The sequence below is a fragment of the Candidatus Pelagibacter sp. HIMB1636 genome, from assembly GCF_052047675.1.
Lineage (GTDB): Bacteria > Pseudomonadota > Alphaproteobacteria > Pelagibacterales > Pelagibacteraceae > Pelagibacter.
Window position 1 is genome coordinate 744,018 of the sequence record NZ_JBNAJP010000001.1, and the last position, 24,207, is coordinate 768,224.

23 protein-coding genes are annotated in these 24,207 nt (G+C 26.7%); 10 read left to right on the plus strand and 13 right to left on the minus strand.

Annotation, left to right across the window (positions count from 1 at the left end):
* Nucleotides 1-143 precede the first annotated feature (143 nt).
* A complete protein-coding gene (locus ACTTA6_RS04015) occupies nucleotides 144-788 on the plus strand; it encodes an alpha/beta hydrolase (protein ID WP_440614683.1) in 645 nt (214 codons plus the stop codon).
* On the opposite strand, the gene ACTTA6_RS04020 is transcribed toward ACTTA6_RS04015, so the two are convergent.
* Nucleotides 785-1,930 (minus strand): anhydro-N-acetylmuramic acid kinase, encoded by a 1,146-nt coding sequence (locus tag ACTTA6_RS04020; RefSeq protein ID WP_440614620.1) that lies wholly within the window; start codon nucleotides 1,928-1,930, stop codon nucleotides 785-787. The two genes, ACTTA6_RS04015 and ACTTA6_RS04020, sit on opposite strands and share 4 nt — an antisense overlap.
* Before the next feature lie 45 nt (nucleotides 1,931-1,975).
* On the opposite strand from ACTTA6_RS04020, the gene tyrS reads away from it, so the two are divergent.
* Entirely contained in the window at nucleotides 1,976-3,205 is a 1,230-nt protein-coding gene (gene tyrS, locus ACTTA6_RS04025) for a tyrosine--tRNA ligase (protein ID WP_440614621.1), read from the plus strand.
* Here the strand turns inward: tyrS and ACTTA6_RS04030 are convergent.
* From ACTTA6_RS04030 to ACTTA6_RS04040, 3 genes are read right to left on the minus strand one after another with little or no spacing between them, the layout of a single operon-like run.
* Nucleotides 3,202-5,838, minus strand: coding sequence for a hypothetical protein (locus ACTTA6_RS04030; protein ID WP_440614622.1), 2,637 nt, complete (start codon nucleotides 5,836-5,838; stop codon nucleotides 3,202-3,204). The genes tyrS and ACTTA6_RS04030 overlap by 4 nt on opposite strands.
* Nucleotides 5,835-6,926, minus strand: a complete 1,092-nt coding sequence (gene prfB / locus ACTTA6_RS04035; protein ID WP_440614684.1) for a peptide chain release factor 2 — start codon at nucleotides 6,924-6,926, stop codon at nucleotides 5,835-5,837. The genes ACTTA6_RS04030 and prfB overlap by 4 nt, the downstream gene beginning before the upstream one ends.
* 3 nt (nucleotides 6,927-6,929) lie before the next feature.
* Nucleotides 6,930-9,266 (minus strand): penicillin-binding protein 1A, encoded by a 2,337-nt coding sequence (locus ACTTA6_RS04040; RefSeq protein WP_440614623.1) that lies wholly within the window; start codon nucleotides 9,264-9,266, stop codon nucleotides 6,930-6,932.
* Between the two features lie 99 nt (nucleotides 9,267-9,365).
* On the opposite strand from ACTTA6_RS04040, the gene ACTTA6_RS04045 reads away from it, so the two are divergent.
* A complete protein-coding gene (locus ACTTA6_RS04045; protein ID WP_440614624.1) occupies nucleotides 9,366-11,171 on the plus strand; it encodes an Rne/Rng family ribonuclease in 1,806 nt (601 codons plus the stop codon).
* On the opposite strand, the gene ACTTA6_RS04050 is transcribed toward ACTTA6_RS04045, so the two are convergent.
* Together ACTTA6_RS04050 and thiS are read right to left on the minus strand one after the other, a co-directional pair.
* Nucleotides 11,168-11,941 (minus strand): thiazole synthase, encoded by a 774-nt coding sequence (locus ACTTA6_RS04050; protein WP_440614625.1) that lies wholly within the window; start codon nucleotides 11,939-11,941, stop codon nucleotides 11,168-11,170. The genes ACTTA6_RS04045 and ACTTA6_RS04050 overlap by 4 nt on opposite strands.
* A gap of 1 nt (nucleotide 11,942) precedes the next feature.
* Nucleotides 11,943-12,152: a sulfur carrier protein ThiS gene (thiS, locus tag ACTTA6_RS04055; protein WP_075506542.1), complete on the minus strand. Its 210-nt coding sequence runs from the start codon at nucleotides 12,150-12,152 to the stop codon at nucleotides 11,943-11,945.
* Nucleotides 12,153-12,168: 16 nt separating this feature from the next.
* Here thiS and aroQ point away from each other — a divergent pair, with 16 nt between their 5' ends.
* Genes aroQ through accC form a run of 3 tightly spaced genes read left to right on the plus strand, consistent with a single transcriptional unit; the run spans nucleotide 12,169 to nucleotide 14,381 of the window.
* A complete protein-coding gene (gene aroQ / locus ACTTA6_RS04060) occupies nucleotides 12,169-12,609 on the plus strand; it encodes a type II 3-dehydroquinate dehydratase (protein ID WP_440614626.1) in 441 nt (146 codons plus the stop codon).
* Nucleotides 12,606-13,040 carry an acetyl-CoA carboxylase biotin carboxyl carrier protein gene (locus ACTTA6_RS04065; RefSeq protein WP_440614627.1) on the plus strand — a complete coding sequence of 145 codons (435 nt, stop codon included), beginning with the start codon at nucleotides 12,606-12,608 and terminating at the stop codon, nucleotides 13,038-13,040. Before aroQ ends, ACTTA6_RS04065 begins: the two co-directional genes overlap by 4 nt.
* A gap of 3 nt (nucleotides 13,041-13,043) precedes the next feature.
* Nucleotides 13,044-14,381: an acetyl-CoA carboxylase biotin carboxylase subunit gene (gene accC, locus ACTTA6_RS04070; RefSeq protein ID WP_075506549.1), complete on the plus strand. Its 1,338-nt coding sequence runs from the start codon at nucleotides 13,044-13,046 to the stop codon at nucleotides 14,379-14,381.
* Here the strand turns inward: accC and ACTTA6_RS04075 are convergent.
* Together ACTTA6_RS04075 and ACTTA6_RS04080 are read right to left on the minus strand one after the other, a co-directional pair.
* The gene (locus tag ACTTA6_RS04075; protein ID WP_440614628.1) at nucleotides 14,378-14,779 is read right to left on the minus strand and encodes a DUF2155 domain-containing protein; all 402 of its coding nucleotides are present in this window, start codon (nucleotides 14,777-14,779) and stop codon (nucleotides 14,378-14,380) included. The two genes, accC and ACTTA6_RS04075, sit on opposite strands and share 4 nt — an antisense overlap.
* On the minus strand, nucleotides 14,742-15,101 hold the full coding sequence (locus ACTTA6_RS04080) for an NADH-ubiquinone oxidoreductase subunit NDUFA12 family protein (protein ID WP_440614629.1): 360 nt from the start codon (nucleotides 15,099-15,101) through the stop codon (nucleotides 14,742-14,744). Before ACTTA6_RS04080 ends, ACTTA6_RS04075 begins: the two co-directional genes overlap by 38 nt.
* A gap of 114 nt (nucleotides 15,102-15,215) precedes the next feature.
* Between ACTTA6_RS04080 and ACTTA6_RS04085 the strand changes: the two genes are divergently transcribed.
* A complete protein-coding gene (locus tag ACTTA6_RS04085; protein WP_440614630.1) occupies nucleotides 15,216-16,031 on the plus strand; it encodes a TSCPD domain-containing protein in 816 nt (271 codons plus the stop codon).
* A 2-nt stretch (nucleotides 16,032-16,033) separates the two neighbouring features.
* On the opposite strand, the gene aspS is transcribed toward ACTTA6_RS04085, so the two are convergent.
* Genes aspS through ACTTA6_RS04100 form a run of 3 tightly spaced genes read right to left on the minus strand, consistent with a single transcriptional unit; the run spans nucleotide 16,034 to nucleotide 19,557 of the window.
* Nucleotides 16,034-17,818, minus strand: coding sequence for an aspartate--tRNA ligase (aspS, locus tag ACTTA6_RS04090; RefSeq protein ID WP_440614631.1), 1,785 nt, complete (start codon nucleotides 17,816-17,818; stop codon nucleotides 16,034-16,036).
* The gene (locus ACTTA6_RS04095) at nucleotides 17,819-18,481 is read right to left on the minus strand and encodes a DNA replication protein (RefSeq protein ID WP_440614632.1); all 663 of its coding nucleotides are present in this window, start codon (nucleotides 18,479-18,481) and stop codon (nucleotides 17,819-17,821) included.
* On the minus strand, nucleotides 18,478-19,557 hold the full coding sequence (locus tag ACTTA6_RS04100) for a hypothetical protein (protein ID WP_440680383.1): 1,080 nt from the start codon (nucleotides 19,555-19,557) through the stop codon (nucleotides 18,478-18,480). Before ACTTA6_RS04100 ends, ACTTA6_RS04095 begins: the two co-directional genes overlap by 4 nt.
* A gap of 11 nt (nucleotides 19,558-19,568) precedes the next feature.
* Between ACTTA6_RS04100 and purM the strand changes: the two genes are divergently transcribed.
* Both purM and purN read left to right on the plus strand, forming a co-directional pair.
* Nucleotides 19,569-20,600 (plus strand): phosphoribosylformylglycinamidine cyclo-ligase, encoded by a 1,032-nt coding sequence (purM, locus tag ACTTA6_RS04105; RefSeq protein ID WP_440614635.1) that lies wholly within the window; start codon nucleotides 19,569-19,571, stop codon nucleotides 20,598-20,600.
* Nucleotides 20,575-21,156, plus strand: a complete 582-nt coding sequence (gene purN, locus ACTTA6_RS04110; protein WP_440614636.1) for a phosphoribosylglycinamide formyltransferase — start codon at nucleotides 20,575-20,577, stop codon at nucleotides 21,154-21,156. The genes purM and purN overlap by 26 nt, the downstream gene beginning before the upstream one ends.
* Here purN and ndk read toward each other — a convergent pair.
* A complete protein-coding gene (ndk, locus tag ACTTA6_RS04115; protein ID WP_440614685.1) occupies nucleotides 21,146-21,547 on the minus strand; it encodes a nucleoside-diphosphate kinase in 402 nt (133 codons plus the stop codon). The two genes, purN and ndk, sit on opposite strands and share 11 nt — an antisense overlap.
* 1 nt (nucleotide 21,548) lies before the next feature.
* Nucleotides 21,549-23,003, minus strand: coding sequence for a leucyl aminopeptidase (locus ACTTA6_RS04120; RefSeq protein WP_440680384.1), 1,455 nt, complete (start codon nucleotides 23,001-23,003; stop codon nucleotides 21,549-21,551).
* A 59-nt stretch (nucleotides 23,004-23,062) separates the two neighbouring features.
* Between ACTTA6_RS04120 and ACTTA6_RS04125 the strand changes: the two genes are divergently transcribed.
* Nucleotides 23,063-24,205, plus strand: a complete 1,143-nt coding sequence (locus ACTTA6_RS04125; RefSeq protein WP_440614638.1) for an LptF/LptG family permease — start codon at nucleotides 23,063-23,065, stop codon at nucleotides 24,203-24,205.
* Nucleotides 24,206-24,207: the final 2 nt, after the last annotated feature.

The window sequence follows — 24,207 nt, forward strand, 5'->3', positions numbered from 1 at the left end:
CCCTTAAAATGTGGGTTTTTATACATACCCGACTAAAATGGTCAAGTTTATAAAGTAAAAAAAGACTACCATTTTGTCGCTCAGTTGTGATAAACGTACATTTTTTTTGAGAACAATAATCAATTGCATATATGGATAATAAAATTTTAGAAATTTTCATACCTGGACCTGCTGGTAGATTAGAAGCTAAATATTATAAAAGTAAAAAAAATACTTCTCCTATTGCATTAGTCCTACAGCCTCATCCACAGTATGGGGGAACCATGAACAATAAAGTAGTTGTAGATACATTTCATGCATTCTTGGAAAATGATTTTTCAGTTTGCAGAGTAAACTTCAGAGGAGTTGGAAAAAGTGATGGAGAATTTGATAATGGTCAAGGTGAACTGGCAGATGCTGCAGCAGCATTAGATTGGTTGGAAAGAGAAAATTTTGATAATTCGCAATGTTGGGTTTCAGGATTTTCTTTTGGTTCTTTGATTGCAATGCAGCTGCTTATGAGAAGACCAGAAATAAACAGATTTATAGCCATATCTCCACAACCTAATGTTTATGATTTTTCTTTTTTATCTCCATGTCCAACATCTGGGATGGTTGTTTATGGAAAAAAAGATGAGTTGGTGCCAGTAGAATATATTACTGAATTGGATAAAAGATTAAGCGCTCAAAAAGGTATCAAAGTTGAATTTCAAACTATAACAGAAGCAAATCATTTCTTTTCTAAAACTGATGACGCTTTAACAAAAACTTTGGATAAATATATAAAAAAAGAAACAGCTTTATATTAATAATTATTTACTAGTTTGCCTCCAATGACTGGGGCATTACATCTTGTCGTAGTTGGAAAAGAAATTGGTAAATTTAATTTAGATCTGATTGCTAAATAAGCAAACGCTTGGGACTCGATATAATCTCCATTCAGTTGAAAATTATCTATCACATCAAAATTATTCTTATTTAAATTTGAATTTCTAATAATTGATTGAATCAAAAATTTGTTCTTTCGACCTCCACCACAAAATAAATATTTGTTAGAATTATTTTTATTTAAAAATTTGATTCCTTCTGCAATCAAATATGCTGTAAATTCTGTAATTGTTGAACACCCGTCTTCTAAAGATAAACCTCTTGCAAAAGATATATCAAATTCTTTTACATCAAGTGATTTTGAATAAGTCTCAATTTTGAAATTATCTATTGCTTGATTTAGAATTAATTGATCAATTTTTCCAGATTTTGCAATCTTACCATCTTCATCAAAGGTTAAATTTGAATTATTCCTGATCCATTGATCTATTAAACAATTACCTGGGCCAATATCATAAGCAATTAAATCATTTTCTATATTATTGGAAATATCATTTATTATTGTAGCATTGGATATTCCTCCAATGTTAACAATGCAAATAGGTTGAGCTGAATTATCTTTTTCTTTATTTAAAAATTTATTAACTAACAATCTGTGGTAAATTGGTGTTAGAGGTGCTCCTTGGCCATTGTTATCAATATCTGCTTGTCTAAAATCGTAAATTACTTGTTTTTTTAATAATTGAGATAACAAATTGCCATCACCTAGTTGTTTAGTAATTTTAATTTGAGGGTTATGAAAAATCGTTTGACCATGGAAACCTATAAGATCAATTTCTATTCCATTTTTAAATGCTATTTTGCTGATCTTTTCAGCATGAAAAATAGTTAAAGCTCTCTCCAAATCACTCAATTCCTTAGAATATTTTGTCAAATCTTCACTACTTTTAATTTTGTCTCTTAAAGTTGATAATTGCCTATAGAGATCAATATCGTACTCAAAGTATTGATCAAAAATTAGTTCTACCTCATCATATCCGTCAGATTTAATTATTGAAACGTCGACTCCATCCATAGATGTGCCACTCATTAAGCCCATAGCTGAAAATAATTTTTTTTTCATTGATATTATTTTTAAAAAAAATTTGTATATAGTAACTATAGTCTTATGAATAAATTTTTAAAAGAATTTAAAGATAGAGGATATTTCTATCAATGTACTAGTGAAGCTGACTTATCTAATTTATTAGATAAAGAAAAAATTAAAGCTTATATAGGATTTGATTGTACCGCTGAAAGTTTGCATGTTGGTAGTTTGTTGCAAATCATGTGTTTGAGATTGTTACAAAAAAATGGTCACCAGCCAATAGTATTATTGGGAGGTGGAACAACAAGAATAGGTGATCCCTCAGGAAAAGATAAAACAAGAAAAATTTTAGATGAAAATGAAATTGAAAAAAATATTAAAAATATTCAAAATATCTTAAAAAAATTTCTAGACAGTGACGATCCAAAAACTTCACCTATTTATGTCAATAATTATACCTGGCTTAAAGATTTAAATTATATTTCTTTTCTAAGAGATATAGGAAAACATTTTACCATTAATAGAATGCTTACATTTGATAGTGTAAAGCTAAGATTAGAAAGAGAACAATCACTTAGCTATATGGAATTTAATTACATGATACTCCAAGCCTATGATTTTTTAGAATTAAATAAAAAAGAAAATTGTGTTCTACAAATAGGTGGTTCTGATCAATGGGGAAACATTGTAAATGGTGTTGAACTTATTAAGAGATATTCTAATAACCAAACATATGGATTAACAACACCATTAATTACTCTAGCCACAGGTGCAAAAATGGGAAAGACTGAAAATGGTGCTATTTGGTTAGACGAAAAATATTTATCAGCTTATGACTACTGGCAATTTTGGAGAAATGTTGATGATCGGGATGTAATTAAATTTTTAAAAATGTTTACTGATATTGATATAAGCGAAATCAATGCTTTAGAGAAAAAAAATATTAATGATTTAAAAATATTGTTAGCAAACAAAGCCACAGCTATGTTGCATGGAGAAGATACTGCTCAAAATTCTGCACAAGCCGCAAAAGAAGCATTTTCTGGAAATTCTTTGGGCTCTAACTTACCAAGTGTTAAAATTGAAACAAAACAATTAGAAAATAATGTCAATATAATTGATTTAATAATTTTATCTAAAGCAGAAAATTCAAAAAGTGAGATAAGAAGATTAATTAAAGGTAAAGCTATTAAGATTAATGATGCTGTAGTTTCAGATGAAAAATTTATTATTAATCAGCAGCTGTTTTCAGAAAATTATATAAAGCTTTCTATAGGTAAAAAAAGGCATATTAAAATTGAATTAAGTTAGTTTCTTTTAATTTTTTCAAGAGTTCTAGTTATAAACCTTGGAGTTAATGTTTTTATTGGGTTTACTGATGTTTCAAGATCTTTTGGTGGTCCTTTTATTTTAAAACTTACTCCAAAAACACCCTCTCCTGTTTTATCACCAACTAAAATTTTACCTAATAATGGAATTTTACTTATTGTTTTATTTATAGTTGTTGCTGGTACCAAAGTCCCTCTTAGACTTATCAATTTTTCTTCTTCTACATAACCACTCATTAATATTGAAATAGCTGGGCCAATTGCATAGAGCTCATCTATTGTCATTAGATTTTTCTGGTTATTGAATTTCATCTCAAACTCATCAAATCTTATTCCTTCTCCAGTTAAAATATCAGCAATTCCTTGTAGGGAAGCTAGTGTTAAAATTTTTGTTAATGCTGGTACCTCTTTTAACTTAAAGTCATAAATTTTAAGATTTGATACTGATTTTTCATTTTTTTTTGTTGATATGAAATCCAATTTGCCTTCATCAAATCCTTTTATAAATTTATATCTTTTCACCAATGGTTTTGCTCTAGATGAATAAAGTTTAGTTATTTTTTCGCCATTGTCAGTTGTTTCGATAGAAAAAATTATATTTTTATTATTTTCAAAATTTGCAGATAAATTTGCATCAACAACTTTGTTATCTTTAATCAAAATTGACCCTTGTAAATTTTTAACAAAATTAATTTCATCTATATAAATTTCATTCAGATTTAAGTTCAATTTAAAATTATTCTTAAAAATTTTATTTTCTTTTTCTTTTTTACTCTCAAGTAAATTTGTTACAATTGAATTAGCGTTTAAGAACAATCCATTTAATTTATAATGATTTTCATTTTGTCTTTGAATAATAAACTGATTTTCTTTATTTTCAGTATCAATATAATCAAAATCAATTTTATCAAACCTGTCTATTAAATAATCTTTATCCAATATTAAATTATTAATCTTAATTTTATTTGCATTATCTGTGATGTTTATATTTTCAAAATTTAAATTTTTTGAATTTCTTAATATTCCAGCGACTGCTAAATTTGTTTTTTCATTTATATTTTTTTTATAATTTAAATTTTTAATTTCAAAATCTGTTTGATTTAAAACTAATTTTAAATCAAAATTGGTTTTTTCTTTATCATTAAGAACAAAATAATTTATTTCATCATAGTTTTTATCAATTTTTATATTTCCGTTACCTGAAAGAGTTAATGAACCATTTTTATATTTAATATTGAGTTTATGATTTTGAAGGTTGAGAAATTTTTTAGTTGATGGGAAAAATTGTTTTAAGAATTCTTGATTTTTTAAATCAACACTTTTTAAATTAATATCAGATATAAATTCAAAATCCTTATCATTTTTGTTGTAAAAATATTCAATATAATCAAAATCTTTATTAAGTTTTACTTTACCTTCACCTTTGACGGTAAAATCTTTGTTTTTATACTTTAACTGTATTTTATGATTTTCAATATTTATTTGATTCTTAATAAGTGGAAAATATTCTTGGATAATTTTTTGATTTTTTAATGTTCCTTTTTTAATATTTAAATTAGTTTTAAATTCAATATCATTTTGATCTCTTTTAAAAGTATATTCAATTTTATTTGTTTTGTTGTCTAACTTAAATTCGCCTACACCATTAGCTGAAAGAGCTTTATTTTCATAAATTAATTTTAATTTATGATTATCTAATAAGATTTCACTATTTTGATTTGAAAAATAATTTGGAATTAGATTATTATTATAAATAACTTTTTTTAAACTTATATCAGAGTCTATTCTTAAATTATTTAATTTAAACTTATTTGTTATTTCAAAATTGAAAATATTCTCAGAACTAAACTTGGTATTTTTTAAATTAAAGTTATTTAAATTTGAATTTAATAGATTAATTAAATAGTTTGATAAAACTGCCTCAGAATTTTGAATTTTACCCTCTATGTAGTGATTATTATTCTTTTTGTTAACTTTTAATAATTTAGAGGAAAAATTAATTTGATCTGATGCAAATTTAATATCTTCAAATAAATATTTGTCTTTTTCAATATTAAATAAAAAATTAATATTATTAAAATCTAATCCATTAAATAATTTAAATTTTCCATCTTTCAATAATCCTTTGATTTTGTAATCACTTTTAATTTTTCCATTTTGATCTAAGTTTAGATTTAAATCAAAAATTACATATCCTTTTTTAATGAAAGTTTCCAAAATTAATAATTCTGGTTTATTGCTTGTGGCTCTTATAAATTTTACAAAATCTTTTAAAAATATTGACTTTGTTGCTACCTCAAAATTAGAGGAAACTAATTTATTTTTAAGAATAGAATCAAGTGATACTTGAGTTTTTATGTATTCAAGCTCGAGTGGTCTATTTGCATAATAGATGATTGCACCAATAGTTTTTGCATTTATTTTAAGTTTAAGAGGATCAAGAATTAATTTTACCTTTTTTAAAGATACATCCAAATCATTATTACTTTGAACAACTGTGTCTTTTATCTGTTGATTAAATTTGTCGGTTTCTATTCCAACAATGCTTAAATAAAATATCAGTGATATTAAAAATCCCAGAAATAATAAAAAGTATTTAAAAATATTTATTTTCATTTAATTTTGTATAGAGATTGTTCCAAAAAATCATCTAATTCTCCATCAAGAATTTTATCTGGGCTTGTGCTTTCAAAATTTGTTCTGTTATCTTTTACCAATCTATAAGGTTGCAAAACATACGATCTTATTTGGTGCCCCCAACCAATTTCTGATTTATTGTTTGCTGTACTTTGGTTCTCCTCTTCTCTTTTTTTAATTTCAAAATCGTACAATCTTGCTTTTAACATATTCATACAAGTTTCTTTATTTTTATGTTGCGATCTTTCATTTTGGCATTGGACTACTATTTTCGATGGAATGTGAGTAATTCTTACAGCGCTATCAGTTGTATTTACATGCTGTCCACCAGCACCACTTGATCTATAAGTATCTATTCTCAAATCTTTCTCTAAAATCTCAACATTTATATTTTCATCCACTACTGGGTAAATCCAGACACTTGCAAAACTTGTGTGCCTTCTTGCTCCTGAGTCAAATGGTGAAATTCTAACCAAACGATGAATACCCGACTCTTTTTTCAACCAACCAAATACGTAATCACCTTCAATTTTTATTGTTGCTGATTTAATACCAGCTTCATCTCCTTTGTGCTCACTAATTAAATTTGATGTAAAACTTTTTTTATCAGACCACTTCAAATACATTCTTCTCAACATATCTGCCCAATCTTGACTTTCAGTTCCTCCAGCACCTGCATGTATTTCAATATAACAATCTAAGGAATCTGCTTCATCTGATAAAAAACATTTGATTTCATTTTTTTTTACTTCTTTTTTTAAATCTTTAATATTTTGTAATATTTCTTCCTGTACTGCTAGATTACTTTCCTCTAAAGCAACCTGATTCAAATCATCAAAATCATTTAATTTTTGTATAGACTGATTTAAAGAATTTACTAAATCTTCGTAGAGTTTTTTCTCTTTTATAACTTTTTTTGAATTGTCTTTATCTTGCCAAAAATTGGCATCTAACATTTGAGAATTTAATTTTTCAAGTTTTGAGTAAATTTTATTGTTTTCAAAGATACTCCTTAATTCTTTGATTAATTTTATTAATTTCCTCTTTGTAATTTTGGTAATTGTTATCCATTAGTAAAACTTTAGTATGTTGTTTATATCTATTCTATTAGAATTTGAATAAAGAACTTTACCATCTACAACATTTTTCTTTTTAAAAACCTCAATTATTGTATTTTTAGATGTAAATTTAGCTTTCTGGCCTGTTGAGGGATCCACAACCATCATAATTGTATCTTTTGCAGCTTTAAATGGTCTAGCCTCAGACTTTTTAACAGAATTTTTTATAAAACTTTTGAATATTGGCAAGGCTGTTTTTGATCCTGTTTCAAATTTACCAAGTGGTGTTGGACTATCCATTCCAACATAAACACCTACTAACAAGTTTGATGTAAAACCAATGAACCAAGTATCAGTATTATTATTCGTGGTTCCAGTCTTTCCTGCTATATTTAATTTTAAATCTCTTAATTTTTTTGCGGTTCCTCTTTGAACCACCCCTTCAAGTATTGACGTCATTTGATATGCGGTTTCTTCGGAAAAAATTTGTGTAAATTTATTTTTTAACTCAGGATAATCATCACTAAGATAGGATATTGCATCACAATTTACACAAGATCTCTTATCATTATTATAAATAGTATTTCCCTCACTATCCTGAATCCTGTCAATCAAAACAGGTTCAACAAGTTTTCCTCCATTAACAAAAACAGAATAAGCAGATGTAAGCTGCAACAAAGTAGTTTCAGCAGAACCTAAGGAAATTGACAAAAGTTCCTCAGGATTTTCGTAAATTGACAGTTTTTTAGAATAGTTGATAATTTTGTCTAACCCTAAATCTTGAGCTATTCTAACTGTCATTAGATTTCTTGATTTCTCTAACCCAGTTCTAATTGTAGATGGACCGTAAAATTTTTTTCCATAATTTTCTGGTTTCCACAACTTTAAATCATCTCCTTGATCTAACACTAAAGGTGCATCCAAAACTAATGATGTAGGTGTGTAATTATTTTCTAAAGCAAGAGCATAAACGAATGGTTTAAATGCAGACCCTGGTTGTCTTTTCGCTTGAGTGGCTCTATTAAACTCACTTTTTTTAAAACTAAAACCACCATTAAGAGCCAAAACTCTTCCTGTATAAGGATCCATTACAACAATTCCTCCATTTATTTTTGGCAATTGTTGTAAGCTATATTTTTTATCTTTTATTTGTTTCACATAAATTATATCACCAATTTTCAATAATTGGTTAAACTCTTTTTTTGTCCAAGAAATATCTTTATATTCAATAACACCATCATCTTTATCAATCGTTTCTACAATTGCTGAAAATTTATTTAATTTTTTTACAATTGCTAATTTCCAATTAATTGATTTTTCAAGTTTGTATTTATCTAAATCTTTGTACCAGTTCGAATTGTAAGGTTTGTTAATTAGTGCTCCCCTCCAACCTTTTCTCTGATCATAGGAAATTAATCCAGATCTTAGTGAATTAGTTGCAATTTTTTGTAAATCTAAATCTATTGGAGTATTGATATTTAGACCTTGTTTATAAACTTTATCATAAGTCAAACTTTCTATGACATTTTTTCTAACGTCTTCAATATAATATTGCGCATCTTCTAAGTATATTTTTTGTTTTTTCTTTAATTTAATTTCTTGATTACTTAATTTTACTAACCATTCAGATGTTATATAATTATTTTCATATAAATTTTTTAAAACTAAATTTCTTCTAAATTTTGCTAAATCTTTATCTTTATAAGGATTGTATTTACTGGGTGCTTTAGGCAAAGCAGCTAACAATGCAGCTTCTGAATAATTAAGTTCTCTTATAGATTTATCAAAATATTCCAAACTTGCAGCAGCTACACCATAGGCTCCACTACCAAGATAAATTTGATTTAAATAAAGTTCTAATATCCTTTCTTTAGACAACGCTCTCTCAATCCTAAACGCTAATATTGCCTCTTTTATCTTTCTATTTAGACTTACTTCATTTGTTAGTAAAAAATTCTTTGCTACTTGTTGAGTAATAGTTGAGGCACCTTCTAATCTTTTAGAGGACATTATATTTGAAATATTATTAATTACTGCTCTTAGAACACCTTTCGCATCTACACCGGGATGAGAGAAAAAATTTTTATCTTCTGCAGATAAAAATGAATTAATTACATTTTTTGGTATAGCGTTGTAAGGAACAAAAACTCTTTTTTCTTTTGAAAAATCTGCAACTAATTCTCCATTTCTTGAATAAACTTTGCTCGAAACTGGGGGCTTATAACTCTTTAGAAATTTATAATCCGGGATATCATTGGAGTATTTCCATAAAATACTAAATATTAAAATACCCAATAATATTAAAATAGTTGAGGAAAATAATAGAATATTTTTAAATAATTTACTCATTTTATTTCCATTATATCTTGGAATTTGTTAAAGATAAGGCATCAGAATTAAACAAAATTTATTACTAAAAAAATTAATGAACTTAATGATCAACATATTATGGAAAAAAATTTATATATCGATGCATCGCATCCAAATGAAACTAGAGTTGTACTTAAATCAGGTGAAAATATTGAAGACTACGAGTACGAAGGTTTAAAAAACAATTTAATAAAAAATAATATTTATTTAGGTAAGGTAAGCAGGATTGAACCTTCGCTCCAAGCAGCTTTTGTTGACTTTGGAAGAGAAAGACATGGATTTTTATCATTTAATGATATTCAGTCAGATTATTATCAAATACCAAAAGCTGATCTTGAAAAAATAAAAGAAGAAGAAGAAAAAGCAAGGGAAGAGCTTTCAAAACAAGTTGAGGCAAAAGAAGAGGAAAATATTGCTGAGGGTAAACTTGAAATAGATGATCCAATAGAGGAAAAAGTTCAAGATGTAGAATCTGATAAAGAGGAAGTAGAGACAAAAGAAAATTCAGATGCAGAGGAAAAAACTGAAAAAAAACCTGAAAAAAGATTTAAATTTAAAAGATACAAAATTCAAGAAGTAATCAAACCTAATCAAGTAATTCTTGTCCAAGTCATCAAAGACGAGAGAGGTCAAAAAGGTGCTGCACTAAGCACATTTATTTCAATTGCAGGAAAATACATAGTTCTGATGCCGAACACACCTAAAGGTGGCGGAATTTCCAGAAAAATATTTAATCCTGCAGATAGAAAAAAAATTAGAACTATTTTAAATGAAATTAAAATTCCTAAAGAGATGGGTTTAATTGTAAGAACAGCAGGAAGCAACAAAACAAAAAATGAAATCAATAGTGACTTAACAACTCTTATTAATACTTGGGGGCATATAAAAGATAATGCAATTAATTCTATAGCTCCATCTTTAATTCATCAAGAAAGCGAAATAATTAAAAGAACTTTAAGAGATATGTACGATGATAGTACTAACCAAATTATTGTTGAAGGAAATGAAGGTTATAAAAAAGCCCAATCTTTTATGAAAACAATGATGCCATCAAGTGTAAAAAAAGTTAAAAAATATAGAGGAAGAACACCACTATTTATTGAGGAAAATATTGAACAAAAATTAAATCAAATTTTTGACTCAGAAATTAAACTCAAATCGGGAGGATATTTAGTTATTAATCCTACAGAAGCACTTGTATCAATAGATATTAACTCTGGTAGCTCAATTAAAGGTAAAAATGTTGAGAGCACAGCTTTAGACACAAATATTGAAGCAGCAGAAGAAATTGCGAGACAAATAAAAGTAAGAGATTTATCAGGATTAATAATTATAGATTTCATTGATATGCTTAGTTTTGGAAACCGACGCTTAGTAGAAAGAAAGCTTAAGGAAAAATGTAGATCTGATAGAGCAAGAATTCAAATAGGAAGAATAAGTAATTTTGGCCTTTTAGAAATGTCTCGACAAAGATTGAGAGAAAGTGCTGTTAAATGGAAAGTAACTTTAACAGACGAGTCTTTTGCTCAAAAATTATTAAAAATTGTTGAATTAAAGGCTGTAACCAATAAAGCAAAATTTGTTGAAGTAAGAGTCTGTGAAAAAATTTCAGATTTTCTAAAAGAAAACTTTGTTAATGATTTAACTTACTTTGAAAAAAAAAATAAAATGACAATTGATATCATCAGTGACAACTCTCTGATAATTCCAGAATATATTATCAACGTTCAGAACAAATCCAAAAAAACTATTGAACTTGTTGAACATTATGAAAAATTAAAAAACTTAGAAACCCAAAATAAAGAAGATAAAATTTCTCAAAAAAAAGAAGTAAAAAAAATAAAAAAGAATTATAAAAAAAAGAAATATTATAAAAAAAACTAAATAATACCTTTTAATGGAGAAGAAGGGTTTCCCATTAAAGTTTTATCTATTCTTCCTGAGTTGTATGATTGTCTTCCAGCAATAACAGCATTTTTAAATGCAAGAGCCATATCAAATGGTTTTTTTGCTTTCGCAATTGCAGTGTTTACCAATACTCCATCACAACCCAGCTCCATTGCAATTGTAGCATCTGAAGCCTGTCCAAGACCTGCATCAATTATCAACGGAAGTTTAGTTTGTTTCCTGATTATTTGAATATTAATTTTATTTTGTATTCCTAAACCTGATCCAATTGGTGCTGCTAATGGCATTATCGCAGCAGCTCCAACATTTTCTAATCTTTTTGCCATTAATGGATCATCGTTACAATAAACCATAACTTTAAACCCCTCTTTAGTAAGAACTTCAGTAGATTTTAAAGTTTCAATCATATCTGGAAATAAATTTTCCTTATCTCCCAAAACTTCTAATTTAACTAATTTCCACCCACCAATTTCTCTTGCTAACCTCAAAGTTCTCAAAGCTTCTTTAGAATTAAAACAACCCGCTGTATTAGGTAAATAGGTAATCTTTTTTGGATCTATATAATCCATTAACAAAGGTTTGTTCTTATCAGAAATATTTACTCTTCTAACTGCAACAGTTACTATCTCTGCTCCTGACAATTTGATAGCTTTCGCACATTCAGACATAGTTTTATACTTTCCAGTACCAACAATTAATCTAGATTTAAATTTTTTTTTAGCAATGATGAGATTATCTTTTTTCATACTACCCTCCTCCTATAAAATGAACAATCTCAATTTTGTCGTTTTGTTTTAATTTAATTTTGTTAACATTTTTTTTATCTATTATTTCTTCATTAAGTTCAATTGCTACTTTTTTCATAGGAATTTTAAGGTGTTTTATTAAATCTGAAAGTTTATATGTTTCAGAAATTGATCTGTTTTTACCATTTACTTTGATTTTTATTTTTTTCATCGTATATAAAAGCTGAATGAATAATAAAATAATTATTATTAATGGTCCAAATCTTAATCTATTAGGTGAGAGAGAACAATCACAATATGGATCAGGTAACTATGAACAACTTAAAGAAAATTGTTTAAAAAAATCAAAAGAGGTTGGGCTAGACTGTGAATTTATCCAATCAAATTTGGAAGGAGATTTAGTAAATACAATTCAAGATGCACGTAAAACTTATGATGGAATGATTATAAATGCTGCCGCATTTACACATACTTCAGTTGCAATAAGAGATGCACTTGAATTGTTCAAGAAACCAATAATTGAAATGCATATATCAAACATATATAAAAGAGAAGAATTTAGACATAAATCACTTATTAGTGGAGTTGCTACAGGTGGGATTTTTGGATTAGGCACTGAAGGATATATTTTGGCCATAATTTCATTACAAAAGCTTTTACAAAAATGAAAATAGATAAAAACATAATCAAAGAACTTAGTAATTATTTAGATGAGTTTAATTTAACTGAAATAGAAATTACCGAAAAAGATACTAAAATTAAAGTTTCAAAAAATAACGTATCAATTAGCAATCAAACAATTCCAGCATCTGTAAACAATACAAATTTAACTGCTGCTTCCAAATCTTCTGAAAGCGTTAAATCTGGTACAGAAATTACTTCTCCAATAATTGGAACTGCTTATCATGCACCAGAACCTGGGGCAAAAAAATTTGTTGAAGTCGGTAAAAAAATTAAAAAGGGTGACACAATAATGATTGTTGAAGCAATGAAAACAATGAACCATGTACCTTCTACCCATGATGGTGTTGTAAAAGAAATTTGTGTTGATGATGGTCAGCCAGTTGAGTTTGGTCAAACAATTCTTATTTTAGAATAAATAATGTTTAAAAAAATTTTAATTGCAAACCGTGGGGAAATTGCAGTTAGAATTATAAGAGCATGCAAAGAATGGGGTATAGCAACAGTTGCGGTCCATTCAGATGTTGATAGAGAAAGTATGCATGTAAGAATGGCAGACGAAAGTGTCTGTATAGGTTCTCATCAGCCAGCAAATAGTTATTTAAATATTCCTGCGTTAATGTCTGCAATAGAACTGACTAATGCAGATGCTGTTCATCCAGGATATGGCTTCTTATCAGAAAATGCTAACTTTGCTAAAATTTTAGAAGAAAATAAAATTAAATTTATTGGTGCATCTTCAAAACACATCGAAATGATGGGAGATAAAATTCAAGCTAAAAGAATAGCTAAAGAAAATGGTTTACCAGTCATTGAAGGATCTGAAGGTGGCGTTAGGGATATTAATGAAGCAAAAGATCTTTGTAAAAAAATTGGTTTTCCAGTTCTAATTAAAGCCTCAGGTGGGGGTGGTGGAAAAGGTATGAAAATAGTACACAAAGAGGAAGAATTCGAAACATTGTTTTCCACAGCAAAATCAGAAGCACAAAAATACTTTGGTAACGATGAAGTGTATATTGAGAAATTCTTTCAAAATCCAAGACATATAGAAGTTCAAATTCTTGCTGGAAAAAATAGAGTTGTGCATTTGCATGAAAGGGATTGCTCTGTTCAAAGAAGACATCAAAAACTTATTGAGGAAACTCCTAGTCCTGTTTTGAATGATGAAATTAGAAAAGATCTTTTTGAGAAAACTGTAAAAATGGTCTCTAAAATTGGATACATGGGCGCTGGTACAGTTGAGTTTATCTACGAAGATGGAAAGTTTTATTTTCTAGAAATGAATACAAGAGTTCAAGTCGAACACCCTGTTACAGAAATGGTAACAGGAGTAGATATTATTAAAGAACAAATATGGATAGCATTTTCTGAAGAAACGGCATTAAAACAAAGCGATATTAATCCAAGAGGTCATGCTATTGAATGCAGAATAAACGCTGAAGATGCTAGTAAAAATTTTCAACCATCACCAGGGGTTATAAGTATGTGTCACCAGCCATCTGGATTTAGAACAAGAGTAGATGGAGCTATATTTCAAGGTTACAAAGTTACTCCATATTATGACAGTATGGTTTGTAAATTAATTTGTCATGGACGAAATAGAACAGAAGCTATTCAAAGAATGAATAGATCTTTAGATGAATTTGTTATTGAAGGTATTACAACTACTATCCCACTTCACAAAAAATTGTTAAATCATAAAAAATTTATCAATTCAGATTTTAATGTAAGCTGGCTAGATAAAGATACTATAGTTTAATAACATTTTATTAGCCACACATCATAAATAGGATGATCAAACGGAGTTATTGAAGGGCTTGAAGAAAACATCCATCCATTAAAAACAAAAACTTCATCATTATTTTGATTTGATAAATCTCTGACTTGTATGTAGGCAGTAATTTCTGGATTATCATCAAATTCAGAATTTTTACATTTTAAACTTTGAATTGATAAGTCTTTAAATTTTAGTAATTGACCATTTTCAAGTTTCAATGAGGTATTTTTAGAACTAATCTTATCTAAAATTTTAATTTCAGTAAAAGAACCTTCAAGTTGACTTTTGGAATGTGAAATAGATGTAAATAGAAAAAAGAAGATTAGTAAGTAAAGAAAAAAACTATTCTTTCCAACTAGTATATTTTTTTTTAACACCATTTTTATTTTTATTTGGATAATATGCTTCTTCGGTACCAGTTAAATTGGATTGATGAGGTTTTTGCCACTCATATTTTTCTAGCTCATGTTTTTTTTCTATTTTGTTAGGTGTAAAATGTATCCATGAGTACCATTCAACTGGAATTTTTGATGCATCAATAACATCAGAATATATTACCCATCTTTTTCCTTTTTTATCTTCGTAATATTTGTTTCCAAGCTGATCTGTACCAGCAAGTTTTCCAAAAAAAATTGTTTTTAATCTTGTTCCAAAAGTATCTTGATTCCACCAAGTGAAAATTTTTTTAAAAAGTGTCAACATGTTATTTTATTTTTTATTTCAATTAAAAATTGTAAAAATTAAATTAGACTAAAATTTGAATAAGTATATAAATTAAAAGAATCTATTTTCAAACTAATTTTAAACTGAGGTGAAATGGCAAAATATCTTGTAGAAACTTATTACACTTGTACCTTTAAGGTGAATCATTACTTAGAGGATATAAATGAAACAGAGCTTAAAAATCTTGAAAAAAGAGACGATGGTAAATTCGAAGTTTTAGATGTCAAATTAGACAATAGAAAAACTAAAAGTTTAGATCCAAATAATAAAAAAGTAGTTGAAAATAAAAAAATTGAAATAGTTTCAAAAAGTGCAAGTGAAAATTCTATTAGTAAAGAAACAGTTGTTCAAAACTTAAACAAAAACTCAGAAAAAAGTGGAAAAAGATTTAGTATGCCTGACAGACGAAAAGGCTATATCCAAAAAGCTACAATCGGAGATCATAAAGTCTATCTTCATACAGGTGAATATGAAGATGGAAAAATTGGAGAAATATTTATCGACACAAGTAAAGAAGGAGAGCTAGTTAAGGCATTAATGAATAACTTTGCTATCGCAGTGTCTTTAGGTCTTCAATACGGAGTGCCATTAGATGAATTTATAAGTGCATTTGTGGGAACAAAATTTGAACCATCAGGTAAAGTTCATGGAAATGATAGAATATTGAGTGCTACTTCTATTTTAGATTATATTTTTAGAGAGCTTGCTATATCTTATCAAAATAGAGAAGATCTTGCACATACTCCTGCAATTGGTGGAAACGATTTGAATGATCAAGAAAATGATGATCAAAATCAATTATTAAAAATTGTAAAGGATATTACTAGCAAAGGATTTGTTAGAAATAATTATAAAAAAAATCTAGTTGATTTGTCTGATGTTAAAATAAGTCTTAAAGGTAAGAAATAATTTTATTTTTTATTTTTTAGAGACAAGTTTAATTCTTTTAATTGTTCTGGGTTAACTTCTGATGGAGCATTCATCATCAGATCCTGAGCATTTTGGTTCATTGGAAACATTGTTACTTCTCTTATATTCTTTTCATTAGCTAACAGCATAACAATTCTGTCGATACCTGGAGCAATACCCCCGTGAGGTGGAGCGCCATAACTTAATGCATTTATCATACCACTAAATTTTTCATCTACTTGCTGCTTATCGTAACCAGCAATTGAGAATAACTTGTACATAAGTTCGGGTTTATGATTTCTTATAGCGCCGGAAGATAATTCAATACCATTACAAACAATATCGTATTGATAAGCTAAAAGTTCTAAAGGATTTTCAAGATCTTTTTCTGTCAAATCACCTTGTGGCATAGAGAATGGATTATGACTAAATTCAATTTTGTTGGTAACCTCATCTCTTTCAAACATTGGATAATCAACTACCCAACAAAACGCGAAAATATCTTTATCAATTAAATCTAAATCTTCTGCAATTTTGTGTCTTGCCTGAGAAGTTATTTTTTCTAATTCATTTTGTTTTCCACAAGCAAGAAAAATACTGTCACCTACCTCCGCATTAGTTAAATTCATTATTTCTTGCAATGCTTCTTTGGTGAAAAATTTTCCTATAGGTCCTTTACCAGATAGCTCAGTATCTTTTTCAAATGTAAAATAAGCCAAACCTGATGCTCCTTGCTCTTTGGCCCATTTATCAATATTATCAAAAAAGCTTCTTGGTTTATCCTTAGTATTTTTTGTTATTATGCATCTTACTCTTGAACCAGATTTTACTAACTTTTTAAATATTTCAAAAGATACATCTTCTCTTGTAAATATTTCAGTAATATCATTTATAATAAGTGGATTTCTTAAATCAGGTTTATCACTTCCATATTTTAACATTGCTTCTTTGTAAGAAATTCTTGGAAACTTATCGTTTAATAATTTTTTATTCGAAAATGTTTTAAAAGTATTAACCATTAATTTTTCAACAACATTAAAAACATCTTCTTGTTCTACAAAAGACATTTCTAAATCTAGTTGATAAAATTCACCTGGACTTCTGTCTGCTCTTGCATCCTCATCCCTAAAGCAAGGGGCTATTTGAAAATACTTATCAAAACCAGATACCATAATTAGTTGTTTAAATTGTTGTGGCGCTTGAGGTAACGCATAAAACTTTCCTGGATTTAATCTACTTGGAACTAAAAAATCTCTAGCACCCTCAGGACTAGAGGATGTTAGTATTGGTGTTTGGAATTCCAAAAAACCTAATTTAGTCATTTCATTTCTAATGTGTGAAATAACTTTTGATCTTAAGATTATATTTTCATGTATTTTTTTTCTTCTTAAATCCAAAAATCTATATTTTAACCTTATTTCCTCAGCGTATTCTTGATCACTAAAAACTGGCATCGGTAATTCTTTGCAAGAACCTAGTTCTTCGTAAGTATCAATTTTTACCTCAATTTCTCCTGTGCCTATTTCTTTGTTAATTGTATCTTCAGATCGGGCTACAACCTTACCTTCGATTTTAACTACAGTTTCTAATTGAGTTTTTTCTAAGTTTGTAAAATTTTTATTATCCTTATCTATAATACATTGTGTGACACCGTAATTATCTCTTAAATCTATAAATAATAAGTTGCCATGATCTCGTTTTTTATTGATCCAGCCTGAAAGAAATACTTTTTTATCAACGTCTTCTTTTCTTAATTCGTTACAAGTATGTGTTCTATATTTGCTCAATTAATCTCCTAAAGCTTCTTTAATAATTTTAAAATCGATTGGTTTTTTCCTTTTTAAACTAATTTCGTCGATCTTATATATGAATTCAGATATTTTGCCATAGGATCTATCTATTCTTTTTATAATGAAATCTATTAATTTCTTATCAATTGATATCTGACGATCAGAAAGATTTTTTAATATTAGGGCATATAATAAATCATCCTCCGGCTTATCAATCTTTGATAAAATAAAATTTTTAGCTCTAGAATTTAAATCATTTAATTCAAAGGAGTAATCAACTATGGGTTTAGTTGAAGTAACAATTAAGTATTTGTTGTCTTGCTCAATATTGTTAAAAAAAGTAAATAATAACTTTTCATCAATATTTTTATTTAAATCTTCAATAATTATATTTTCATAGATTTTAATTTTTTTTAAATATTCATTACTAATATCAGCTGCGTTTATTTTAATACCCTTAAATTTATGTAGAAAAATATTAATTAAATGAGACTTTCCAGAAAATTTTTCGCCAATTAAATTTATAAAATTTTTTTCCCATTTAGGCCAACTATTCAATAATAAAAATGAAAATTCATTAGATTTAGATACATAAAAATCCTGATCTTGAAAGTTTTGTTCATAATCAAATTTTAAGATTTCTTGATTTAAAGATTTCATTCTAATACCCAAATTTTATTTTTGATTTCAAAAAAATAATCATAATCTTTCATCACATTTAAGAATTGATCTCGGGTACCATTAAATATTACTTTATAAATGTTTTTTTTATTATCAAATTTAAATATATTGAATTTATTAACCAATTCTATACTTGAAAGTGTTTCTTCAAACTGATCGATTTTAATTATATTGCTATTATCAACTGATATAGTCAAATCCAATTTAATTGAAGTATTTATTATGTTTTTTAATTTCCAATAATCTTCAAAAACTGTTTTTTGTTTATCTATAAATTTTTTTAAATCTTCTAAATTTTCTAAATTTATATTTTTGAATTTAAAATTTTTTAAATTTTGGTTCTTATTAAATACTATTTTATTAAGTACTCGAATTTCTTGATTATTTTTAAAAACAATCATTATAATAAAATCTTCAAAATTATATTTTTTTGAAATTTCTCTAAAATCAAAATCTTCTAAATTGTTAATATTTTTTTTAATTAAATTATAATCATCAATATCCTCGTTTGGTAAAATGTAATTTAATTGATGGTATTTTTCTTTTTTAAAATTCCAGTTTCTAAATAATTGACTTTCTGAAAAAAGAAATATTTCATTTTTTTCTTCATCTACTTCTATTGGAAAAAAAATTAAATCTTTTTGAATAATAGATGAAGGAAATACATTTTTTTTTTCTAATAATTCGAAAAAACTTTTTTTATTAAATTCTACATTCAAGGTAAGATTATATATTTCATCAATAAAACTTTCTTGAACAATCGAAAATGTTTCAACTAAACTTTTAACTTCTTTAGTTGAAGAATTTTGAAGTTTTTTTTGATCTTTGCTTTGAGCAATCGTAAAAATAAGTTCCTCATATGCTTCAACAAAACCTCGATTTATTATCTTATTTTTGTCAAATGAGGCATTAAATGGAGATGAAATTTCAATTTCTTTTATAGAAAATGTTTTTGCAACACTATTTTCTGTGGAAAAAAAAATATTTAATAAAGCAAGAAATAGAAAAAGATTATATAAACTCTTCTGTTGAATTAATTTTAAAAAACACCTCATATAATATTGTAATGAATAATAAAAATTTTACCTATAAAAAAAGTGGTGTTAACATTAAAGCTGCTGATAAGTTTGTAAATTTCATTTCATCAGTATCATCAAAAAAAAGGGGCAAAAAAAAGTTTTCTAATATTGGGGGCTTTGGTTCTATTTCAAATATCCCAAGCAACATAAAGCAACCTCAAATAGTTGCTTGTACAGATGGTGTTGGTACTAAAATTGAAATAGCTAATTCTTTAAATAAATTTGATACAATTGGTATTGATCTTGTGGCAATGAGTGTGAATGATTTAATTGTTCAAGGTGCAAAACCGTTGCTTTTTTTAGATTACATTTCAATAAACAAAATTGATTTAATTAAACTTAAGTCGATTATTAAAGGAATAGTTAAGGGCTGTAAACTATCAGATTGTGAACTTGTAGGTGGAGAAACAGCAGAGATGCCTGGCACTTATTCAAAAGGTAAATTTGATATAGCTGGTTTTGCTGTTGGTATTGTTGGCAAAAATAAAATCTTAAATAAAAATAAAATCAAAAAAAATAATTTAATATTAGCGATACCATCTAGTGGATTACATTCAAATGGGTTCTCACTTGTAAGGTATTTAATAAATAAAAAAAAAATTAATTTAAATAAAAATAAATTTTTAAATTCAGAACTTTTGAAACCAACAAAAATATATGTGAAAGAAATAATCAACATAATTTCAAAAAATCTTATTAATGGTTGTGCAAATATTACGGGAGGAGGACTTGCGGATAATATCAAAAGAGTTATTCCTGATAACATGGTAGCAGATATTGATTTAAAAAAAATTAAAACTTTAAAAATATTTAATTGGCTTAAAAAAAATGGAATACCAGAAAATGAAATGTTAAAAACATTTAACTGCGGTGTTGGTTTTTGTTTAATTATTAACAAAAAAAACTTAAAAAAAGTTCAAAGTTATTTTCCTAAAGATTACAAACCATATGTAATTGGAAAAATTATTAATGGTAAAAATAAAGTGAAATTAAATGGTTCTATCAATTGGAACAAATAAAATAAAAACTGCAACATTTATCTCTGGAACAGGTAGTAATTTAAAATCACTAATTAAGTTTTCTAAATTAAAGAAATCACCTATTTCTATAAATCTAATAATTACTAATAATAAGCTAGCCAAAGGTTTAAAATATGGAACTATTTTTAAAATTAAAAAAAAAATAATTAGTTTCAAAAATAAAGATATTGCTGAAAAAAAAATACTTAAAGAACTTAAAAAAAATAAAATTGAATTAATTTGTCTAGCAGGATTTATGAAAATACTTTCTAAAAATTTTATTAAAAATTTTAAAGGTAAAATTTTAAATATTCACCCTTCACTACTACCAAAATACAAAGGTTTAGATACCCATCGAAGAGCTATAGAAAATAAAGATAAATACTCAGGATGCACTGTACATTTAGTTGATTCAAAATTAGATTCTGGAAGAATAATTCTTCAAAAAAGAGTTAATATTTATAAAAAAGACAGTCCAGATAGCCTTGCTAAAAAAATTTTAGCTGAAGAACACAAATTATATCCCAAGGCTATTTTGAAAATTTTTAACCCTTAAAAAAGAAATCAATTTCAATTTTAGCATTTTCAACACTATCAGACCCATGAACAGAGTTTTTATCAATTGAAATCCCATATTTCTTTCTAATTGTGCCTTCTTCAGCATCTTTAGGATTTGTTGCGCCCATTAATTCTCTATTTCCCAAAACTGCGTTTTCTTTTTCAAGTACCATTACCACAATTGGGCCAGATGACAGGTATTCACACAAATCATTATAAAACGGCTTTGTTTCATGGACTTTATAAAAATTTTCTGCCTCTGATTTTTCAATTTGAATTTTTTTTTCTTTTAAAATTGAAAAACCACTTTTTTTAAACATTTCTTTTATTTCATTCTCAAGATTTCTTTCAACTGCATCAGGTTTTATAATTGATAAAGTTTGTTCAATATTACTCATATTTATCCTCTATTAGTTTATTTAATAATCTTACTCCATAACCTGTAGCTCCACCTGAGTTTAATGCACCTCCATATTTAGAGAAAGCCATACCAGCTATATCTAAGTGAGCCCATGGTGTTTTATTTAAAATAAATCTTTGTAAAAATTGAGCAGCAGTTGTTGAGCCTGCTCCACCAACATAATTAATATTTTGCATATCTGCATTTTTTGAATCAATTAATTTATCAAAGTTTTTATTTAGTGGCATTCTCCAAACTTTTTCTTCAACTTTTTCTCCTGCTTCGATTAATTCTTTTGATAATTTATCATTATTTGAAAATAAACCTGCATATTCTGATCCAAGTGAAACTATAATTGCACCTGTAAGGGTAGCTAAATCAACTATAAATTTAGGTTTAAATTTCTTCTCTGTATATGTAAGCGCATCAGCAAGCACAAGTCTACCTTCAGCATCTGTATTTAAAATTTCGACTGTTTTCCCACTATAAGATTTTACTATATCTCCTGGTCTTTGCGCATTTCCACCTGGCATATTCTCTACCAATCCTACAACACCTACTGCATTCACTTTTGCTTTTCTTAAAGCTAAGCTTTTCATCAATCCAACAACAACTGCTGAACCAGCCATATCATATGTCATATCTTCCATAAATTTAGCAGGCTTAAGTGAAATGCCCCCAGTATCAAAACAAACTCCTTTACCTACAAATGCAAGAGGTTTTGATTTATCTTTCAACCCATTCCATTCAATGGTGACCAAATAAGACCCCCTAATACTTCCTTGTCCAACGCCAAGTAAAGTATTCATCCCTAATTTTTTTAATTTTTTCTCGTCATATACAGTTACTTTTAATCCAAACTTTTTCAGTGAAATTAATCTTTTTGCATATTCATCAGGGTGTAAAACATTTCCAGGTTCAGAAACAAGTTCTCTGGTTAAAAAACTTCCCTCTTCAATAGATTTAGATTTTAATTGATTTTTAAAGCTAGGTATTTTTTTACCCAAAACAAATATGGTTAAACTTTTATTGTTTTTTTTTGATTTGTACTTATCAAAAGAATAAGATTTTAATCTAAATCCATGTAAAATATTTAAAATTAAGTTATTTGAAAATTTAGTTAACGTATTTGTGTTAATAAAGTAACTTTTTACTTTAAAATCTTTGCAAAAATCGTACAAGGAAGCACCTAAATTTACTTCTTCAAAATTTTTAATATTTTCTTTAATTGAAACTAAGATTATTTTTTTCTTTGAGCTAATTTCAAAAGATAGAATATTTTTTTTTGTGTTTTTACTTTTTATTAAATCTGAAATTAACGAAAATTCAGACTTAGAAATAATTTTTTTAAGATTTGATATGTTAAAGTTGTTATCAACAAAAAAGCATTCATTATAAGGGCCTGTTTTTGATATATTTTTTCTATAGATAATTTTTACTGACATAAATATTACTTAAACTCTTAGAATTGAATGCTATATATGAGTTAAATTAGCATTTTTCAATGGAAAAAATATTATTTAGAAAATTACTATCAGATTATTTGATTTTTTTTATAATTGCCCTCTTATCTGCAGCAACTGTAATTTGGGTTTTTCAAGGTGTAAATTTTTTAGATATAATGGTAGATGATGGTAGAGACTATTTAGTGTACTTGAATTATACTTTACTAAATTTTCCAAAAATAGTTAGTAAAATTTTTCCATTTATACTTTTTTTTAGCCTTTATTATGTCACAGTAAAATATGAATTAAGCAACGAATTAATTATTTTTTGGAATTATGGAATCCATAAAATTGAAATAATAAACTTTATATTGAAAGTTTCATTTTTTTTAACATTTTTTCAGATCATATTAAATTCTTACGTTGTTCCAATCACACAAGATTTGGCTAGGACATCCTTGAGAATGTCAAGTGTGAATTTTCTTGATAACTTTGTTAAACCACAAAAATTTAATGATACTATAAGGGGATTAACAATTTATGCTGAAAAAAAAAATAAAAATGGTGATCTAGAAAATTTATATATAAAGAAAGAAATCAGTAAAAATGAATTTCAAATTACTTACGCAAAAAAAGGTAAATTTGATAAAATACAATCTCAAACTATATTAATTCTGTTCAATGGAGCAACGATAACATCAAAAAATGATAAGATAACAAATATTTCTTTTTCAAAATCTGATTTTTCTTTAAAAAATTTACAAACTAACACAACAACTTATAAAAAAACCCAAGAGTTAAATTCATTCAAACTTTTTAAATGTTTAAATAATTTTTATAAGTATAAAAAAGACAAATTTGAATTAATTTCAAAAAATATTGAAAATTGCTCTTTTAAAAACATCCAAAATATATTTAAAGAAATTTATAAAAGATTTATTATACCTTTTTATATCCCAATTCTTTCAATTATACCTTTAATTTTAATCATATCATCTAAAGAAAGTTCTAATTATCAAAAATTAAGATATTTTACTTTTGCTTTTGGTTTCATAATTATAATTTTTTCTGAAACTACAATTAGATTTATTTCTGAAAATTTAATTCAAAACATAATATTTTTCCTTGCTCCAATGATTTTGTTAATTTTTTCATATTTATATTTTTTTTCAAAATTTAATTATTTGGAAAATAAAAACTAAGT

Bases quoted from the DNA above. Each gene is read 5' to 3' on its own strand.
- ACTTA6_RS04020 (WP_440614620.1), bottom strand. From the start codon at position 1,930: ATGAAAAAAAAATTATTTTCAGCTATGGGCTTAATGAGTGGCACATCT.
- tyrS (WP_440614621.1), top strand. From the start codon at position 1,976: ATGAATAAATTTTTAAAAGAATTTAAAGATAGAGGATATTTCTATCAA.
- ACTTA6_RS04030 (WP_440614622.1), bottom strand. From the start codon at position 5,838: ATGAAAATAAATATTTTTAAATACTTTTTATTATTTCTGGGATTTTTA.
- ACTTA6_RS04040 (WP_440614623.1), bottom strand. From the start codon at position 9,266: ATGAGTAAATTATTTAAAAATATTCTATTATTTTCCTCAACTATTTTA.
- ACTTA6_RS04045 (WP_440614624.1), top strand. From the start codon at position 9,366: ATGGAAAAAAATTTATATATCGATGCATCGCATCCAAATGAAACTAGA.
- ACTTA6_RS04050 (WP_440614625.1), bottom strand. From the start codon at position 11,941: ATGAAAAAAGATAATCTCATCATTGCTAAAAAAAAATTTAAATCTAGA.
- thiS (WP_075506542.1), bottom strand. From the start codon at position 12,152: ATGAAAAAAATAAAAATCAAAGTAAATGGTAAAAACAGATCAATTTCT.
- aroQ (WP_440614626.1), top strand. From the start codon at position 12,169: ATGAATAATAAAATAATTATTATTAATGGTCCAAATCTTAATCTATTA.
- ACTTA6_RS04065 (WP_440614627.1), top strand. From the start codon at position 12,606: ATGAAAATAGATAAAAACATAATCAAAGAACTTAGTAATTATTTAGAT.
- accC (WP_075506549.1), top strand. From the start codon at position 13,044: ATGTTTAAAAAAATTTTAATTGCAAACCGTGGGGAAATTGCAGTTAGA.
- ACTTA6_RS04075 (WP_440614628.1), bottom strand. From the start codon at position 14,779: ATGGTGTTAAAAAAAAATATACTAGTTGGAAAGAATAGTTTTTTTCTT.
- ACTTA6_RS04080 (WP_440614629.1), bottom strand. From the start codon at position 15,101: ATGTTGACACTTTTTAAAAAAATTTTCACTTGGTGGAATCAAGATACT.
- ACTTA6_RS04085 (WP_440614630.1), top strand. From the start codon at position 15,216: ATGGCAAAATATCTTGTAGAAACTTATTACACTTGTACCTTTAAGGTG.
- ACTTA6_RS04095 (WP_440614632.1), bottom strand. From the start codon at position 18,481: ATGAAATCTTTAAATCAAGAAATCTTAAAATTTGATTATGAACAAAAC.
- ACTTA6_RS04100 (WP_440680383.1), bottom strand. From the start codon at position 19,557: ATGAGGTGTTTTTTAAAATTAATTCAACAGAAGAGTTTATATAATCTT.
- purM (WP_440614635.1), top strand. From the start codon at position 19,569: ATGAATAATAAAAATTTTACCTATAAAAAAAGTGGTGTTAACATTAAA.
- purN (WP_440614636.1), top strand. From the start codon at position 20,575: ATGGTTCTATCAATTGGAACAAATAAAATAAAAACTGCAACATTTATC.
- ACTTA6_RS04120 (WP_440680384.1), bottom strand. From the start codon at position 23,003: ATGTCAGTAAAAATTATCTATAGAAAAAATATATCAAAAACAGGCCCT.
- ACTTA6_RS04125 (WP_440614638.1), top strand. From the start codon at position 23,063: ATGGAAAAAATATTATTTAGAAAATTACTATCAGATTATTTGATTTTT.